This is a genomic window from Bradyrhizobium sp. CAR08 (assembly GCF_052871955.1).
The window spans coordinates 334,766-350,193 of record NZ_JBIXJX010000007.1 but is presented as its reverse complement, the minus strand read 5'-3'; the positions used below and the strand labels follow the sequence as shown (position 1 = coordinate 350,193).

Annotated in this window: 15 protein-coding genes; 5 read left to right on the top strand and 10 right to left on the bottom strand. The window is 63.6% G+C overall.

The window, feature by feature from the left end; genetic code table 11:
- Positions 1-86: 86 nt before the first annotated feature.
- From ACIPUD_RS17535 to ACIPUD_RS17505, 7 genes are all read right to left on the bottom strand, one after another.
- Positions 87-1,889 carry an adenine deaminase gene (locus tag ACIPUD_RS17535; RefSeq protein ID WP_247393892.1) on the bottom strand — a complete coding sequence of 601 codons (1,803 nt, stop codon included), beginning with the start codon at positions 1,887-1,889 and terminating at the stop codon, positions 87-89.
- Positions 1,890-1,974: 85 nt separating this feature from the next.
- A complete protein-coding gene (locus ACIPUD_RS17530; protein WP_446481217.1) occupies positions 1,975-2,775 on the bottom strand; it encodes an NYN domain-containing protein in 801 nt (266 codons plus the stop codon).
- 52 nt (positions 2,776-2,827) lie between these two features.
- Positions 2,828-4,327, bottom strand: a complete 1,500-nt coding sequence (locus tag ACIPUD_RS17525) for a tripartite tricarboxylate transporter permease (protein ID WP_247393907.1) — start codon at positions 4,325-4,327, stop codon at positions 2,828-2,830.
- The gene (locus tag ACIPUD_RS17520) at positions 4,327-4,812 is read right to left on the bottom strand and encodes a tripartite tricarboxylate transporter TctB family protein (protein ID WP_247393909.1); all 486 of its coding nucleotides are present in this window, start codon (positions 4,810-4,812) and stop codon (positions 4,327-4,329) included. Before ACIPUD_RS17520 ends, ACIPUD_RS17525 begins: the two co-directional genes overlap by 1 nt.
- The gene (locus tag ACIPUD_RS17515; protein ID WP_018458586.1) at positions 4,809-5,777 is read right to left on the bottom strand and encodes a Bug family tripartite tricarboxylate transporter substrate binding protein; all 969 of its coding nucleotides are present in this window, start codon (positions 5,775-5,777) and stop codon (positions 4,809-4,811) included. The genes ACIPUD_RS17520 and ACIPUD_RS17515 overlap by 4 nt, the downstream gene beginning before the upstream one ends.
- A 104-nt stretch (positions 5,778-5,881) precedes the next feature.
- Positions 5,882-6,724 (bottom strand): IclR family transcriptional regulator, encoded by an 843-nt coding sequence (locus ACIPUD_RS17510; protein ID WP_018458585.1) that lies wholly within the window; start codon positions 6,722-6,724, stop codon positions 5,882-5,884.
- Between the two features lie 61 nt (positions 6,725-6,785).
- A complete protein-coding gene (locus ACIPUD_RS17505) occupies positions 6,786-8,915 on the bottom strand; it encodes an acetate--CoA ligase family protein (protein WP_204510723.1) in 2,130 nt (709 codons plus the stop codon).
- Between the two features lie 348 nt (positions 8,916-9,263).
- On the opposite strand from ACIPUD_RS17505, the gene ACIPUD_RS17500 reads away from it, so the two are divergent.
- The 4 genes from ACIPUD_RS17500 to ACIPUD_RS17485 all read left to right on the top strand — a co-directional run bounded on the left by ACIPUD_RS17500 (position 9,264) and on the right by ACIPUD_RS17485 (position 13,666).
- The gene (locus ACIPUD_RS17500; RefSeq protein WP_162496371.1) at positions 9,264-9,956 is read left to right on the top strand and encodes a GntR family transcriptional regulator; all 693 of its coding nucleotides are present in this window, start codon (positions 9,264-9,266) and stop codon (positions 9,954-9,956) included.
- Positions 9,957-10,034: 78 nt separating this feature from the next.
- Entirely contained in the window at positions 10,035-11,768 is a 1,734-nt protein-coding gene (gene oxc / locus ACIPUD_RS17495; RefSeq protein WP_007608367.1) for an oxalyl-CoA decarboxylase, read from the top strand.
- 64 nt (positions 11,769-11,832) lie between these two features.
- Positions 11,833-13,110 carry a formyl-CoA transferase gene (gene frc, locus ACIPUD_RS17490; RefSeq protein WP_018458582.1) on the top strand — a complete coding sequence of 426 codons (1,278 nt, stop codon included), beginning with the start codon at positions 11,833-11,835 and terminating at the stop codon, positions 13,108-13,110.
- Between the two features lie 373 nt (positions 13,111-13,483).
- Entirely contained in the window at positions 13,484-13,666 is a 183-nt protein-coding gene (locus ACIPUD_RS17485) for a hypothetical protein (RefSeq protein WP_007608360.1), read from the top strand.
- Between the two features lie 64 nt (positions 13,667-13,730).
- On the opposite strand, the gene ACIPUD_RS17480 is transcribed toward ACIPUD_RS17485, so the two are convergent.
- The 3 genes from ACIPUD_RS17480 to ACIPUD_RS17470 form a co-directional block, all read right to left on the bottom strand.
- Positions 13,731-13,955, bottom strand: coding sequence for a hypothetical protein (locus tag ACIPUD_RS17480; protein WP_026233616.1), 225 nt, complete (start codon positions 13,953-13,955; stop codon positions 13,731-13,733).
- A 54-nt stretch (positions 13,956-14,009) separates the two neighbouring features.
- Positions 14,010-14,252 (bottom strand): hypothetical protein, encoded by a 243-nt coding sequence (locus ACIPUD_RS17475; protein ID WP_026233615.1) that lies wholly within the window; start codon positions 14,250-14,252, stop codon positions 14,010-14,012.
- 98 nt (positions 14,253-14,350) lie between these two features.
- Complete coding sequence (locus ACIPUD_RS17470; protein WP_007593324.1) at positions 14,351-14,560, bottom strand: cold-shock protein; 210 nt, start codon at positions 14,558-14,560, stop codon at positions 14,351-14,353.
- A 398-nt stretch (positions 14,561-14,958) separates the two neighbouring features.
- On the opposite strand from ACIPUD_RS17470, the gene ACIPUD_RS17465 reads away from it, so the two are divergent.
- Complete coding sequence (locus ACIPUD_RS17465) at positions 14,959-15,402, top strand: SRPBCC family protein (protein ID WP_026233614.1); 444 nt, start codon at positions 14,959-14,961, stop codon at positions 15,400-15,402.
- The last annotated feature ends 26 nt before the right edge of the window (positions 15,403-15,428 follow it).

The window sequence follows — 15,428 nt, the reverse complement described above, 5'->3', positions numbered from 1 at the left end:
AGATCGATTTTATTTTCCACGATGCGGCAGCCGCGGAAAAAACGTGGCGGTCTCAATCGGTTAGATCGAGATATCCGTGAAAGCGATCACTCGAACAGCGGCGCCAGCTGCATCTGCGGCACCAGCACGAGGCCCTTGTCGGTGATACGAATTTCCGGAATGACCGATAGCGGAATCAGATTGAAACCCATGTAGGGGATGGTGCAGCCGGCCTCCGCCCATTCCTTCTTCAGCGCCTTGACCTCTTCCGCCACCTCCGTGACGCGCTTGTCGGACAAGAGCCCAGCGATCGGCAGCGGCACTAGCGCCCTCACCTTGCCCTCGGCGACGAGGCAGACGGCGCCCTGTTGCTCCTTGATGGCGGCGACCGCGACCTGCATATCGGCCTCGTTGGTGCCGGCAACGATGATGTTGTGGCTGTCGTGCCCGACGCTGGAGGCGACCGCGCCGCGCTTCAGTCCAAAGTCCTTCAACAGGCCGTAGGCGACATTGCCGGCCGACTTGCCGTGGCGTTCGACCACCGTGACGAAGCATAGGCCGTAGCGGGCGAACAGTGAGGGCCAGTCCTTTGCGGGCTCGATCGCGATCTTCTCATGGATCAGCGTGATGCCGGGCAACGCGGTCTTGATCGCGTTGACAGTGCAGGCCTTCGCCGGCAGCTCCGGCGTCAGCTTGACCTTCTCGGGCAGCTTCACCGTCGCATAGGCCGCCTGCGGATATTGATAGCGCTGCGACAGCGCCTGCTCGAGCTTCGGCGTGATCTTTCGGTTTTCGACCACGAGTTCGCCGCCATACCAGGTGCATTGCGGCTTCAGATTGTCGTCCATCAGCACCAGATCGGCGCGGCGCCCGCCGCCGAGCCCGCCGATATCGCTGTCCATGTTGAAGCGCGTCGCGCCATGCAGCGAGCCCATCGACCAGGCCTGCTCCGGCGACATCCCTGCTTTCACGGCTTCGCGCACCACCCAGTCGAGACCGAACAGCAGGAGATCGTCGGCGTCGCGATCGTCGGTGCACACGGCCGTGCGCTTGTGCGAGGCGCCGAGCTCGGTGATGGTCCGGATCGCCTGCGGCAGCGAGTGCCAGGGCGTGGTCGGCGGTCCCCCGCGCAGGAACACCCAGACCCCGGCATCGAGCAGATCGTCGGCGATGTCGCGGTCGATCGCCTCATGGGTGTCGGTGATGCCGCTCGCCGCATAGGCCGCAACGAAGTCGCGGCCATAGATATGGCCGGACACCGGCCGGCCGCGCTTCAGGGCGGCAGCGAGGATGGCGTGGCTTCGCTCATCGCCCATGGTGACAGGCACGAAATCCATCTTCTCGCCGAGCCCGACGGCTTCCGGCCAACGGTCGAACAGGCCGGCGATCTTGTCGGGCGTCAGATCGCCGCCCGCAGTCTCCAGTGCGGCCGAAGTCGCAGGAACCGTCGAGGGCACCGTCAGGAAGATCGAGAGCGGAGCCTCGCGTGCGTCCTCCAGCATCGCCTCGACGCCGACGACGTCCATGACGTTGCCGATCTCGTGGCTGTCGCAGAAGATTGTGGTGGTGCCGTTGAGCAGGGCGGCCTCGGCATAGGCGCAGGCCGTCACCATCGAGGATTCGATGTGGATGTGCGGGTCGACCAGCCCCGGCGCGATGATGCCGCCCGCCGCGTCGTAAACCGGCACGTCGCCGAAGACTTTCTTCGCAGCGCCGGCCGGCTTCATCGCAGCAATGCGGCCGCCGGTGATCCAGATTTCGCGGTTCGCATGGATGCGCTCCGAATAGGTCGAGAGCACCCGCGCGCCGGTGACGACGAGATCCGGCGCGACACGCGCCGAGGCCACATCGGCGAGACGCCGGGTCATCGAATGCAGCGGTGCGACGGCGAAGCGGGTAAGTCTGGTCATCAGAACCCTCGCGTGGCGTTATGGCCCTGCGATGGTTACGCCCTGCGCCCGACCGGGCAAGCGCAAATATAACGGCAGGCTCTGCTTACGCTTTAGGCGGAGAAGCGCCTGCCGCCGCTGGCCTCGCAGGTCTGCGCGAGTTCCGTCGTCGCGGGGCCGGTGCGGCAGCGGGCTTGACCCGAATCCGCATCGACCTCCCGTTCTGCTCGTCAATCTCGAACGCATTCGTCTTGCGCACGAGGTCACTCAGCTTGCGGAAGCCGAAGGTTCGCGGATCGAAATCGGACGCGAGATTGGCGAGCTGGCGGCCAACTTCCCCAAGCGTCACCCAGCCGTCCTCGCTCTCCATCTGGGTGATGACCTTCTTGATGATGGGGGTTGCGGCATCGAGCGGCTGAAGCGACGTCGATCTCGAGGCGGCGTCCTGGGTGTTCGCTGGGGCGGCAAGCAAGTTCTCCGTGTAGACGAACCTTCGATAGGCCTGCCGGAAGCTCTCCGGCGTCTTCTGTTCGCCGAACCCAAAGACGTCGATGCCCTGCTCCCGGATGCGGGCGGCCAGACGGGTGAAATCGCTGTCCGACGACACCAGGCAAAAGCCATCGAACCGGCCGCTGTGAAGCAGGTCCATTGCGTCGATGACCAGCGTGATGTCGGAGGCATTCTTCCCCGTCGTATAGGCGAACTGCTGCTGCGGGATGATGGCGTGTTTGGACAGGATGTCGGCCCAGCCCCTCGACCTGGCATTGGAGAAGTCGCCGTAGATGCGGCGAACGCTGGCCTCGCCGATCTTGGCAATCTCCTCGAACAGCCCATCGGCGATCTTTGCCGAAGCATTGTCTGCATCGATCAGGACAGCGAGACGGGGCGAACGGAGCTCTGACGGCATGACTTTTCCCACGAGATGAACGTAACATTAGAAGACACTCGCGGCGGAATGGCTAGTCCTCGTTCGCCTTGAAGCGTCCCATCCCTTTCAGCACGAAGGGTGCCAGCAGCGCGATGAACGCCAGCGCAAGCAGCGTCGCCGAGATCGGGCTCTGGAGCAACGTCATGGGATCGCCGAGACTGATCGCGAGCGCGCGACGCAGCTGGCTCTCGGCGATCGGGCCGAGGATCAGGCCGACCACGACGGGCGCGATCGGAAAATCGAACCGCCGCATCAGAAAGCCGAGCACGCCGAAGCCGGCCAGCATCGACAGTTCGACCACCGACGGCTTTGCGGCGATGGTGCCCATGGTCGCGAACACGAGGATGCCGGCATAGAGCCACGGCTGCGGGATCGCCAGCAGCCGCACCCACAGGCCAATCAGCGGCAGATTGAGCACCAGCAGCATGCAATTGGCGATGAACAGGCTCGCGATCAGGCCCCACACGAGGTCGGGCCGCTCGGCGAACAGCAGCGGCCCCGGGTTGAGGCCGTATTGCTGGAAGCCCGCCAGCATCATCGCGGCCGTCGCCGAGGTCGGCAATCCCAGCGTCAAGAGCGGCACCAGCGTGCCGGCAGCCGAAGCGTTGTTGGCGGCCTCCGGTCCTGCGACACCTTCGATCGCGCCCTTGCCGAATTCTTCGGGGTATTTGGTCAGTCGCTTCTCGCAGGAATAGGACAGGAAAGTCGGGATCTCCGCGCCGCCGGCAGGCAGCGCACCGATCGGGAAGCCGAACATGGTGCCGCGCAGCCACGGCTTCCACGATCGCTTCCAGTCTTCCTTGGTCATCCACAGCGAGCCGCGCACCGGCTCGAGCTTCTCTTCGGTGTGGTGGCGGCGCGATGCGACGTAGAGCGCCTCGCCCACCGCGAACAGGCCGACCGCGAGCGTCGTCACCTCGACGCCGTCGAGCAGCTCGGGCACCCCGAACGCAAGCCGCGCCTGACCGGTCAGCTTGTCTATACCGACGAGACCTAATGTCAGACCAATAAACAGGCTGGTCAGGCCGCGGATCGGGGAATCGCCGAAGGTCGCCGACACCGTGACGAAGGCGACGCACATCAGCGCGAAATAATCCTCCGGACCAAAGCGCACGGCGAAATCGACCAACCACGGCGCGAGAAAGGCAAGCCCGATGGTGGCAATGGTGCCCGCGACGAAGGAGCCGATCGCGGAGGTCGCGAGCGCCGGTCCGCCGCGGCCGGCCTTGGCCATCTTGTTGCCTTCGAGCGCCGTCGCCATCGAGGCGCTCTCGCCGGGCGTGTTGATCAAGATGGCCGTAGTCGATCCGCCATACATGCCGCCGTAATAGATGCCGGCAAACATGATCAGCGAACCGCCGGGATCGAGCTTGTACGTCACCGGCAGCAGCAGCGCGACCGTCAACGCCGGGCCGATGCCGGGCAGCACGCCCACGGCCGTGCCAAGGAACACGCCGATCAGGGCGTAGAGGAGATTCATCGGCTGGACGGCGACCGCCATGCCGTGGGCCAGCGCCGCGAAAGTTTCCATCACAGCAGTCGCTCCAGGGGGCCGGCTGGAAGACTCAACGTCAACAGGCGGTCGAACGCGAGGTAAATGAGGGTCGACATCACGAGGGCGATGGCGGAATCGACGAGGACAGCCCGGCGCCCAAATGCCGCCGAGGTCGTGACGAACAGCGCCGACGTCGCCAGGATGAACCCGCCGCCGAAGCCAATGATGGCAATCAGCAGCGCAAGGCCGGCGAGGATCAAGACCACAGGCACGGGATCTGCGCTCTCGCGCGCTGGCAGACCGCCGCGCAGCGCGTCAACGAGATTGCCGATCGCGAGCAGCGCGAGGCCGGAGGCGATCACGACCGGCATGGCTTCCGGCCCCATCCCGTACATCGCGGTCGATTGCAGGCCGTGCGCATCCCAGACCAGCACCGCGGCAAGACCTGCGAGCAGCGCGGCGATGACGACGCCGGCGCGATCGACGCGCCGCGGTGGCTGGACGGGATCGCCTGAGCTCATGACTTGACCAGGCCGACTGATCTCAGCACGTCCGTCACACGCACCGTTTCTTTCTTCAGGAAATCGGCGAAGGCGTCACCGCCGAGATAGGCATCCTCCCAGCCCTTCTGCTTGAGGATGTCTTTCCAGGCGTCCGACTTCACCATCTTCTCGACCGCGTCGCTCAGCGTCTTGCGCTGCTCCGGCGTGATTCCGGGAGGCGCGACCACCGAGCGCCAGTTGGCGATCACGAGGTCGATGCCCTGCTCCTTGAAGGTCGGGATGTCGCTGCCTGGAATGCGCTTCTCCGAGGTCACGCCGATCGCGCGCAGCTTGCCCGACTTGATCTGCCCATCATATTCGCTGAGGCCGGAAATGCCGGCAGTGACCTTCGCGCCGAGAATGGCGGCGAGCGACTCGCCGCCGCCCGAGAACGGGATGTAGTTGATCTTCTTCGCGTCGGCGCCGACGGCACCAGCGAACAATGCCGCCATCACGTGATCGACGCCGCCGGCCGAGCCGCCGGCGAAGGTCACCTTGGCGATGTCGGCCTTCACCGCGGCGGCCAGATCCTGCGCGGTCTTGATCGGCGAATTCGCCGGCACCACGATCACCTGGATTTCCTCGGTGAGGCGCGCGATCGGCGTCACCTGCTCGAGCGTGACGGGTGATTTGTTCATGGCGAGCGCGCCCACCATGACGAAGCCGTTGACCATCAGCTGGTTGCCGTCGCCCTTGGCGCCGTTGACGAACTGCGCGATGCCGACACTGCCGCCTGCGCCGGGAACGTTGGTGACCTGCACGCTGCGTGCGACGCCGGCAGCGACCAGCGCCTGTTGCATCGAGCGCGCGGTCTGGTCCCAACCACCGCCCGGCGCCGCAGGTGCCATCAGCTTGAGCTCGAGCTGCTGGGCAAAGGCCGGCGTGGCTGCCGCAAGGGTCAGCGCGACGGCTGCGCCGACGAGGCGCGCGGGAAGTTGAAACATGGGACCGTCTCCGGGCTCATGCGGACGTTTGCCGCATCGTGTCGTTTGGTCGCATATCAGCCAAAACGGCCGACACTGTCCAGTGACATACCCCCGGTTTCCGATTAGCGGGGCGTCGGAATTGCCCCGCCGAGCGCTGCCGTCAGTTCGGCGGCAACATCACGGACGATTTGCCCGATTTCCGGTAACCGCTGATCGGTCAGCCGGCTGGTCATGCCGGACACCGAAATCGCAGCAAGCGGCTCGGCGCAGGCGTTGTAGACCACCGCTGCAACGCAGCGCAGGCCCATGCAGGCCTCTTCATCATCCAGCGCGTAGCCTTGCTTGCGGATCTTTTCGAGCTCCTTGAACAGGTCGCTCGGCCGCACGATCGACTTCTCGGTCAGGCGTGGCATGCCGTGATGGCGGATGACGGCGCCGACGTCCTCGTCGGAATAGGTCGCGAGCACCGCCTTGCCGACGCCGGAGGTCACCATCGGAACGCGGCCGCCGACTTGGGTCAGCGAGCGCATGATCTCGCGGCTCTCCATCCGGGTCAGCACGATGATGAACTCGTCGTCGACCACGGCGAGATTGGCGGTCTCGCGGGTAAGATCACGCAGCTTGCGCAAGTAAGGAATGGCCTGGGCACTGAAATTGCGCCGCCGCGCAAAGCTCGCGCCCACCGTGAAGCTGCGCACGCCGACATGCCATTTGGATTCGGCGCGGTCGAACTGCACGAAGCGGCGGCTTTCCAGCGTCGCCAGCAGGCGATGCACGGTCGAGGCCGAGAGCCCGGTGCGGACGGCGAGATCGCTGAGGCGATAGCCTTCGTCGTCTTCGGACAATGTCTCGAGGATCGACAGCGCGCGATCGACGGACTGCACGCCGCCGTCGCGCGCGTCGTGATCGGCCGCCGATGGCGATCGGGGCTCGATCGATTTGCGCCGGATCACGTTCCTGCCCATCGCGACCTGACTGTTCTCACCTCTCCCCGCGCGCGGGGAGAGGTGAAGCGGCATCGTCGGCTCAGAGCAGCCCTGCTCCGCGCGCCCATTTGTACTTGGCACCGAGGACCTCGACCGGCAGTTCGGTCGAGTAGGCATAGGCCGGAATGCCGTTCTGGTAGAGATATTCGGCGGCTTCCTCAACCTCGACGTCGCCGGCGAGCGAGGCGACGATCGGCTTCACGAAGCCCTTGGCCTCCATCTCCTTCTTCACCTCGACCATGTTGCGGGCGAACACCATCGGCGGCGTGACGATGGTGTGCCAGTAGCCGAGGATCAGCGAGTGGATGCGCTCGTCCGTTAGGCCGAGTTTTACGGTGTTGACGTAGGTGATCGGCGGCTCACCGCCGGTGATGTCCACGGGATTTCCGGCCGCGCCAAACGGCGGGATGAACTTGCGGAAGGCCGCATCCAGATCCGGCGGCATTGACATCAGCGACAAGCCGTTGTCGACGCAGGAGTCCGACAACAGCACGCCCGAACCGCCTGCACCGGTAATGATCAGCACGTTCTCGCCCTTCGGCGTCGGCAGCACCGGCACGCCCCGCGCGAATTCGAGCAGCTGCCGCAAGCTACGGGCGCGGATCACGCCGGACTGCGCCAGGACATCCTCGTAGATCTTGTCGTTGCCGGCGAGCGCGCCGGTGTGCGACGAGGCCGCCTTAGCACCGGCGGAGGTGCGGCCGGCCTTGAGCACGATGACCGGTTTTTTCTTGGAGACGCGTTTTGCGGCTTCCGCAAAGGCGCGGCCGTCCTTGAGGTCTTCGCAGTGCTGCGCGATCAGGTTCGTGTTCGGATCCTGCTCGAAGAAGGCGAGCAGATCGTCCTCGTCGATGTCGGACTTGTTGCCGAGGCCGACGATCGCCGACACGCCCATCTTGGCCGAACGGGAGAAGCCGATGATGGCCATGCCGATGCCGCCCGATTGCGAAGACAGTGCCGCGTGGCCCTTGACATCATAGGCGGTGCAGAAGGTCGCGCAGAGATTGGCAGGCGTATAATAGAAGCCGTAGATGTTCGGTCCCATCAGGCGGATGTCGTACTTCTTGCCGACTTCGACGATCTCGGCCTGGAGTTCCGGCGCGCCGGCTTCCGCGAAGCCCGACGGGATCAGAACCGCGCCGGGAATTTTCTTCTCGCCGCATTCGGTGAGCGCCGCGGCCACGAACTTCGCGGGAATTGCGAACACCGCGGTGTCGATCACACCGGGCACGTCCTTGACGCTCTTGTAGGCCTTGTAGCCGAGGATCTCGGCGGCCTTGGGATGGATCGGGTAGATGTCGCCCTTGTAGCCGCCGTTGATGAGGTTCTTCATCACGGAATTGCCGATCTTGCCGTCTTCGGCCGAAGCGCCGACCACGGCAACCGCCTTCGGCTGCATGATGCGGCTCATCGCCGCGACGATCTCTTCGGTCGGGCGCGGCTTCGGCTTGGGCACGTAAGCGAAGTCGACGACGATGCGGACGTCGGCCGCGATCGCGTCCTTGGCCGTCGCGAACACCGGGTTGAGATCGAGCTCGACGATCTCGGGGAAATCGGTGACGAGCTGCGAGACCTTGACGATGACATCGGCGAGCGCCGTGCGGTTCACCGGCTCGCCGCCGCGAACGCCCTTCAAAATTTCATGCGCCTGGATGCCGTCGAGCATCGACAGCGCATCTTGCTTTGTCGCGGGCGCGAGGCGGAAGGTGATGTCCTTCAGGACTTCGACCAGCACGCCGCCGAGACCGAAGGCAACCAGCTTGCCGAACGAGGCGTCGGTGATCGACCCGACGATCACTTCGGTGCCGCCGGCCAGCATCTGCTGCACCTGGACACCCTCGATCTTGGCATCAGACTTGTACTTCCTGGCGTTGCCGAGAATGGTCTCGTAGGCCTTCTCGGCGTCTTCTGCCGATTTGAGGCCAACGATGACGCCGCCGGCTTCGGTCTTGTGAAGAATGTCCGGCGAGACGATCTTCATCACCACCGGGAAGCCCATCGAGGCGGCCATCTTGCCGGCCTCGCCGGCCGATTTCGCCACCCCCTCCTTCGGCACCGCAATGCCGTAGGCGTCGCAGACCAGCTTGCCTTCCGGCGCGGTCAGGCTGGTGCGCTTGTCCGCCTTGACCTGGTCAAGCACCTTGCGGACGGCATCTTTGGAATTGGACATGTGGCTCTCCCTTGACCTTGGTTCTTGCGTTCTCAAAGCGCGCGCGCGTTGCGGCTGCCCGTGATGCTTTCCATTCGCCGCGCTCTGTTCCATGTCGCGGAACGGAGTGGCATAAAGCCGAGATTACTCCGCCGGCTTGGATCAAAAATGGCTGGCGATGGCATTTGGTATGCCAGAAGCCAACTTGTCAAGCTGCAGCGCACCTTAGAACGCTGCAAAAAATAGGCAGCTTGACATTCTGGTATTTGGTATGCCAAAAACTTTCCCGTTAATAATCCTGTAAAAGACGACTCCCACTGGAGGAGATTCGTCGTGTCACTGCGGAAACCAACCAAGGCGTTGCCGAACATGGCCGAGGCAGATATCGCAATCGTTCGTATTGCCCCGGAGTCGAGCTTCAAGAACAAGGCGTATGACGCCTTGAAGGAAGCCATCCTCAAGATGGACATCTACTCGACGCCCGAACCCGTCATGCTCGACGAGCGCGCGTTGTCCGAGCGCCTCGGCGTGAGCCGCACGCCGATCCGCGAAGCCATCGCGATGCTAGAGCAAGACGGTTTCGTGAAGACGGTTCCTCGCCGCGGCATCATGGTGGTCCGAAGGACCAAGAGCGAGATCGTCGACATGATCCGCGCCTGGGCGGCGCTGGAGAGCATGGCGGCTCGCCTCATCACCGCCACAGCGCGCAAGAAAGACATCACGGCGCTGCGCGACTACTTCAAGGAATTTGGCAAGGATCGCCTGCCCGAGGATCACGTCGAGGAATATTCGCGCGCCAACATCGCCTTCCACCAGGCGCTGATCTCGCTGTCGGAATCACCGGTGCTGGTCGATCTCACCAACGACTTGCTGCTGCATGTGCGTGGCTATCGGCAATTGACCATCGGACGCAAGGACCGCACCGCGACGTCGCTTCCCGAGCATCTCGGCATGATCGAAGCCCTGGAGGCGCGCGATACCGAGCTCGCCGAGAAGCGCGCCCGCGATCACACCCTTGGCCTTGCCGCTTACGTCGAAGCGCATGGTCAGGAACTCTTCTAGCCGGCAACGTTCACCAAAGGGCGAGGCATCGCCCCCAAAAGCCTGAAACGGCATCTTGAGACCAGGGAGACAAGGCCCATGCTGAATACCGCGACCAAGTCCGAAGCACCGGGCACCGAGCAGGAATTGACGGATGGTTTTCATCTCGTCATTGACGCGCTCAAGCTGAACGGCATCAACACCATCTATAATGTGCCGGGCATCCCGATCACGGATTTGGGCCGCATGGCGCAGGCGGCCGGTATTCGCATGATTTCGTTCCGCCACGAGCAGAACGCCGGTTATGCGGCGGGCATCGCCGGCTACCTCACCAAGAAGCCCGGCATCTGCCTCACCGTCTCCGCGCCCGGCTTCCTCAACGGTCTCACCGCGCTCGCCCACGCCACCACCAACTGCTACCCGATGATCCTGATCTCGGGCTCCTCCGAGCGCGAGATCGTCGACCTCCAGCAGGGCGACTATGAAGAGATGGACCAGCTCGCGATCGCCAAGCCGCTGTGCAAGGCAGCCTACCGTGTGCTGCACGCCCAGGACATCGGCATTGGTCTTGCCCGTGCCATCCGTGCCGCCGTCTCCGGCCGTCCGGGCGGCGTCTATCTCGACCTGCCGGCAAAGCTGTTCGGCCAGGTGATGAACGCCGATGCCGGCCAGAAGTCGCTGGTCAAGGTAATCGACGCGGCTCCCGCGCAGATCCCCTCGCCCGCTTCGATCAAGCGCGCGCTTGATGTTCTGAAGAGCGCAAAGCGCCCTCTCATCATCCTCGGCAAGGGCGCGGCCTACGCGCAGGCCGACGAGGAGATCAAAACCTTCGTCGAGAAGAGCGGCATTCCCTTCCTGCCGATGAGCATGGCCAAGGGCCTCCTCTCCGACACCCATCCGCAGTGCGCAGGCGCCGCCCGCTCGACGGTGCTGAAGGAATCCGACGTCGTGCTGCTGATCGGCGCCCGGCTGAACTGGCTGCTCTCGCACGGTAAGGGCAAGAACTGGGGCGAAGCGCCCAAGAAGTTCATCCAGGTCGACATCGAACCCAGGGAAATGGACTCCAACGTCGAGATCGTCGCGCCGGTCGTCGGCGACATCGGCTCGGTCGTCTCCGCCTTCAATCAGGCGATGGCTTCGGGCTGGACCGCCCCGCCCGCCGAATGGACCAAGGCGATTTCGACCAAGCGCGAAGAGAACGTCGCCAAGATGGCGCCGAAGCTCATGAACAACAAATCGCCGATGGACTATCACGGCGCGCTCGGCGTGCTGAAGAACGTCATCAAGGATCATCCCGAGGCGATCCTCGTCAACGAGGGCGCCAACACGCTCGACCTCGCCCGCGGTGTCATCGACATGTATCGCCCACGCAAGCGTCTCGACGTCGGCACCTGGGGCGTGATGGGCATCGGCATGGGCCAGGCAATCGCGGCGGCTCTCGAGACTGGCCATCCCGTGCTCGCGGTCGAAGGCGACTCGGCGTTCGGCTTCTCCGGCATGGAAGTGGAGACCATCTGCCGCTACAATTTGCCGATCTGCGTCGTCATCTTCAACAATGACGGCATCTATCGCGGCACCGACGTCAACGGCGCCAACGCCGATCCGGCGACGACGGTGTTCGTCAAGGGCGCCCGCTACGACAAGATGATGGAGGCCTTCGGCGGCGTCGGCGTCAACGCGACTTCGCCGGACGAGCTCAAGCGCGCCGTCAACGAAGCCATGGCTTCGGGCAAGCCGACGCTCATCAACGCCGTGATCGATCCGGCCGCCGGTTCCGAGAGCGGCCGCATCGGCAATCTCAATCCGCAGAGCGTTCTGCAGAAGAAGAAGTAAGCATCCCCTTCAACCCACAAGGTCCCTGCGGGTGCAGGGGTAGATCAGAGTACGGAGCAACACGATGACAAAAGCGCTCGAGGGCGTTCGCATTCTCGACTTCACCCACGTCCAGTCCGGGCCGACCTGCACGCAGTTGCTCGCATGGTTCGGCGCCGACGTGATCAAGGTGGAGCGCCCGGGCGTGGGTGACATCACCCGCGGCCAGCTGCAGGACATCCCGAATGTGGACAGCCTGTATTTCACCATGCTCAACCACAACAAGCGCTCGATCACGCTCGACACCAAGAACCCCAAGGGCAAGGAAGTCCTCACCGAGCTCATCAAGAAGTGCGACGTGCTGGTCGAGAATTTCGGCCCCGGCGTGCTCGACCGCATGGGCTTCCCCTGGGAGAAGATCCAGGCGATCAACCCGAAGATGATCGTCGCCTCTATTAAGGGCTTTGGTCCCGGACCATACGAGGACTGCAAGGTTTATGAGAACGTCGCCCAGTGCACCGGCGGCGCCGCCTCCACCACGGGCTTCCGCGACGGCTTGCCCCTCGTGACCGGCGCGCAGATCGGCGACAGCGGCACCGGTCTGCATCTGGCGCTCGGCATCGTCACCGCACTCTATCAGCGCACCCATTCCGGCAAGGGCCAGCGCGTCACCGCCGCGATGCAGGACGGCGTGCTCAATCTCGCGCGCGTCAAGCTGCGCGACCAGCAGCGCCTCGCCCATGGTCCGCTCAAGGAATACAGCCAGTTCGGCGAAGGCATTCCGTTCGGCGATGCCGTGCCGCGTGCCGGCAACGATTCCGGCGGCGGCCAGCCCGGCCGCATCCTGAAGTGCAAGGGCTGGGAGACCGATCCCAACGCCTATATCTACTTCATCACCCAGGCCCCGGTCTGGGAGAAGATCTGCGACGTGATCGGTGAGCCCTCCTGGAAGACCGATCCGAACTACGCCAAGCCGGCCGTCCGCCTGCCGCGCCTGAATGAGATCTTCGGCCGCATCGAACAATGGACGATGACGAAGACGAAGTTCGAGGCGATGGAAATCCTCAACAAGGACGACATTCCCTGCGGCCCGATCCTGTCGATGAAGGAGATCGCCGAGGACCAGTCGCTGCGCGCGACCGGCACCGTGGTCGAGGTCGACCACCCCACCCGCGGCAAGTACATCTCCGTCGGCAACCCGATCAAGCTGTCGGACTCCCCGAGCGAGGTGGAGCGATCCCCGCTGCTCGGCGAGCACACCGACGAGATCCTGCGCACCGTGCTGGGCTTCTCGGACCATCAGGTCGCCGATATCCACAAGTCCGGCGCGCTCGATCCACCGCAGAAGCAGGCCGCCGAATAAGCGGGCTTATCTCACGACGCGAAAGGCCGCCGGCTTCGGCGGCCTTTTTGTTGGCGCGCAAAGGCTGCATCGCACGATCGGCGCGCTTGCCGCGCCGCCAAGGCTGGATTAAAGATTGGTTCGCGAGGAACAGATGCGGTGGCCGGCCGTTGCTCCCTCGACCGGTGTGCTCCCGGAAATGCGAGCATGCCGGAAATGCCAGCATGCCATCTCCACGGCGAGTGCAGCACGCCTCGCAAAGACCCTGCCCCACGCTGAAGAACTGATCGCCTTCGCTTCCGAGGATGGCAAGTCGGCCTTTCAGTTCGGGCACGGGTGGCGTCGCGTCCGGCACTCGCCAGGACCACGCTCGTTGATCAAATTGAGGGCTTAAATGTCGAAAGATCAATCCTCTGATCGCGCCAAGCGTGAAGCCAACAAGGCGTTCAAGCCTGCGACAACGCAGAAGCCGATCAATGACTATGCGAAGGACCAGAACTCCTTCAACGAGAATCGCGAACGGCTGAAAGCGGAGCGATTGGCCCGGGAGGCGAAGCCGGGAAGCGGCTCCGAATAGGCACGACGATCCCAGACTCCGACCGCGAATTCCGCTAAAGGCGGGGCGCCGAAATCCGCCTGGTCTACAGCATCGAGAGCACGACGATTCCGTCTTCGACTGCACCAGAAGCGAGCTGCGCCCGCGCCATGCGCTCGAACTCGGTCCGGTTCTTGCGAAGATAACTGAAAGCCTGCTTCTGCGTCAGGAACGTCGTCGCAAGACGGCACATCTGTCGTCCCGCGCCAAGCGCGAGAAAGAAGGTGATGGTGCCACCGCCATCCGACTTTATTCTAGGCACGACCCGCACTCTTTGGCATGTGATCGGCCCTCTCCAAATTGTCCTCGGCGCAATGGAAGCCAGTTATGGCGTCACCTTCTTCTTGCGCTTCGTCGGGACGGGCGGCGGCAGCGACGCCTGAAGGGCGGCGTCTGCCGCTTCCTTGGCCTGGCGCAGCTCTCGAAGCCGCGCCATGTTCTTGCGAACATCGACGGCTTGCTTTCCAACGTCCACCATCGCCCGCGCGCCTTCCTCAGCGGCCAAACGCTGACGGTTAGAACGCGCGATGCTTTCGGGTGACGGTTCGGCCGGTCTCTTGGCGCTCATTATTCACCCTGCTCTGCAACGGACAAAAACCCGCTCAATCCTGGGATCGAGCGGGTGGCATGGCCGTTTCAGTACATCCGTGAAACGGCACCAAGGCTTTAGGCCAGCGAGAGATTCTCAGCGCTGACCTTGCCCCGCATCTTGTCGGTCTTGAGTTCGAAGTTGACCTTTTGGCCTTCAGCGAGACCTGCAAGACCAGCCCGCTCGACCGCGCTGATGTGAACGAACACATCGTTGCCGCCGTCGTTCGGCTGAATGAATCCAAAGCCCTTCTGGCCGTTAAACCACTTTACAGTACCTGTCGTCATTTTCTTCTCCAAAGCGCATACGCGCAGGTTCCGCGTGATCGTCACGCAGAACAAATTCTATTCGTCGATGTCTATGGAAAAGGAGCCCGCGGGCGCATTCAACAAGGCACAGCGGCTGAACGAACAGCCTCAACGTATACCTCATCCTCGCCATTTGCAAGGCTTGACGGAATTTAACGGCTCGGGAGCCCGGCGGTAGGTGCAGGACGCGCGCTATTCAGCGCTCATCTTTCGCCCCCCGGCGAGCTGCTCTCGAAGGCTGCCGAGCGCCCCATGCGTGGATCCATCAAAAAAAATCGAGACGCCGCGTCGGATCGGCAGCATCTCCTTCGTCATCTGGACATGAACGGGCAGTAGACGCCCACGTCGAGCCCGGCGATTCATGAGGAAGAATGATCATGCCCAGCACTGTCCGCCTGCACCGCGTTCTCACGACCAGCCCGGAGAAAGTCTATCGCGCCTTCCTGGAGGCGGATGCGTTGGCAAAATGGCTTCCGCCGAATGGCTTCACCTGCACCGTCCATCATTTCGAGCCGAAGGTCAGGGGCACGTTCAAGATGTCGTTCCGTAACTTCACGACGGGCAACAGCCACGCCTTCGGCGGCGAATATCTCGAGCTCGTCCCCGGCGAACGTCTCCGTTACACCGACAGGTTCGACGACCCCAATCTGCCGGGCGAGATCCAGGTCACCGTGATCCTGAAGAAAGTATCCGTCGGCACCGAGCTGGATATCACGCAGGCCGGCATCCCCGACGTCATCCCGCCGGAGGCTTGTTATCTCGGCTGGCAGGAATCGCTGCGCAATCTGGCGAAGCTCGTCGAGCCTGAGATCAAGCAATAGCGATCGGACGCGACTTAGGGGCGGCC

What these genes read in the sequence shown, in the direction of transcription:
- ACIPUD_RS17525 (WP_247393907.1), bottom strand. Translation starts at nt 4,327, where the DNA reads ATGGAAACTTTCGCGGCGCTGGCCCACGGCATGGCGGTCGCCGTCCAG.
- ACIPUD_RS17530 (WP_446481217.1), bottom strand. Translation starts at nt 2,775, where the DNA reads ATGCCGTCAGAGCTCCGTTCGCCCCGTCTCGCTGTCCTGATCGATGCA.
- ACIPUD_RS17465 (WP_026233614.1), top strand. Translation starts at nt 14,959, where the DNA reads ATGCCCAGCACTGTCCGCCTGCACCGCGTTCTCACGACCAGCCCGGAG.
- oxc (WP_007608367.1), top strand. Translation starts at nt 10,035, where the DNA reads ATGCTGAATACCGCGACCAAGTCCGAAGCACCGGGCACCGAGCAGGAA.
- ACIPUD_RS17470 (WP_007593324.1), bottom strand. Translation starts at nt 14,560, where the DNA reads ATGACGACAGGTACTGTAAAGTGGTTTAACGGCCAGAAGGGCTTTGGA.
- ACIPUD_RS17475 (WP_026233615.1), bottom strand. Translation starts at nt 14,252, where the DNA reads ATGAGCGCCAAGAGACCGGCCGAACCGTCACCCGAAAGCATCGCGCGT.
- ACIPUD_RS17505 (WP_204510723.1), bottom strand. Translation starts at nt 8,915, where the DNA reads ATGTCCAATTCCAAAGATGCCGTCCGCAAGGTGCTTGACCAGGTCAAG.
- ACIPUD_RS17515 (WP_018458586.1), bottom strand. Translation starts at nt 5,777, where the DNA reads ATGTTTCAACTTCCCGCGCGCCTCGTCGGCGCAGCCGTCGCGCTGACC.
- frc (WP_018458582.1), top strand. Translation starts at nt 11,833, where the DNA reads ATGACAAAAGCGCTCGAGGGCGTTCGCATTCTCGACTTCACCCACGTC.
- ACIPUD_RS17510 (WP_018458585.1), bottom strand. Translation starts at nt 6,724, where the DNA reads ATGGGCAGGAACGTGATCCGGCGCAAATCGATCGAGCCCCGATCGCCA.
- ACIPUD_RS17535 (WP_247393892.1), bottom strand. Translation starts at nt 1,889, where the DNA reads ATGACCAGACTTACCCGCTTCGCCGTCGCACCGCTGCATTCGATGACC.
- ACIPUD_RS17500 (WP_162496371.1), top strand. Translation starts at nt 9,264, where the DNA reads ATGGCCGAGGCAGATATCGCAATCGTTCGTATTGCCCCGGAGTCGAGC.
- ACIPUD_RS17485 (WP_007608360.1), top strand. Translation starts at nt 13,484, where the DNA reads ATGTCGAAAGATCAATCCTCTGATCGCGCCAAGCGTGAAGCCAACAAG.
- ACIPUD_RS17520 (WP_247393909.1), bottom strand. Translation starts at nt 4,812, where the DNA reads ATGAGCTCAGGCGATCCCGTCCAGCCACCGCGGCGCGTCGATCGCGCC.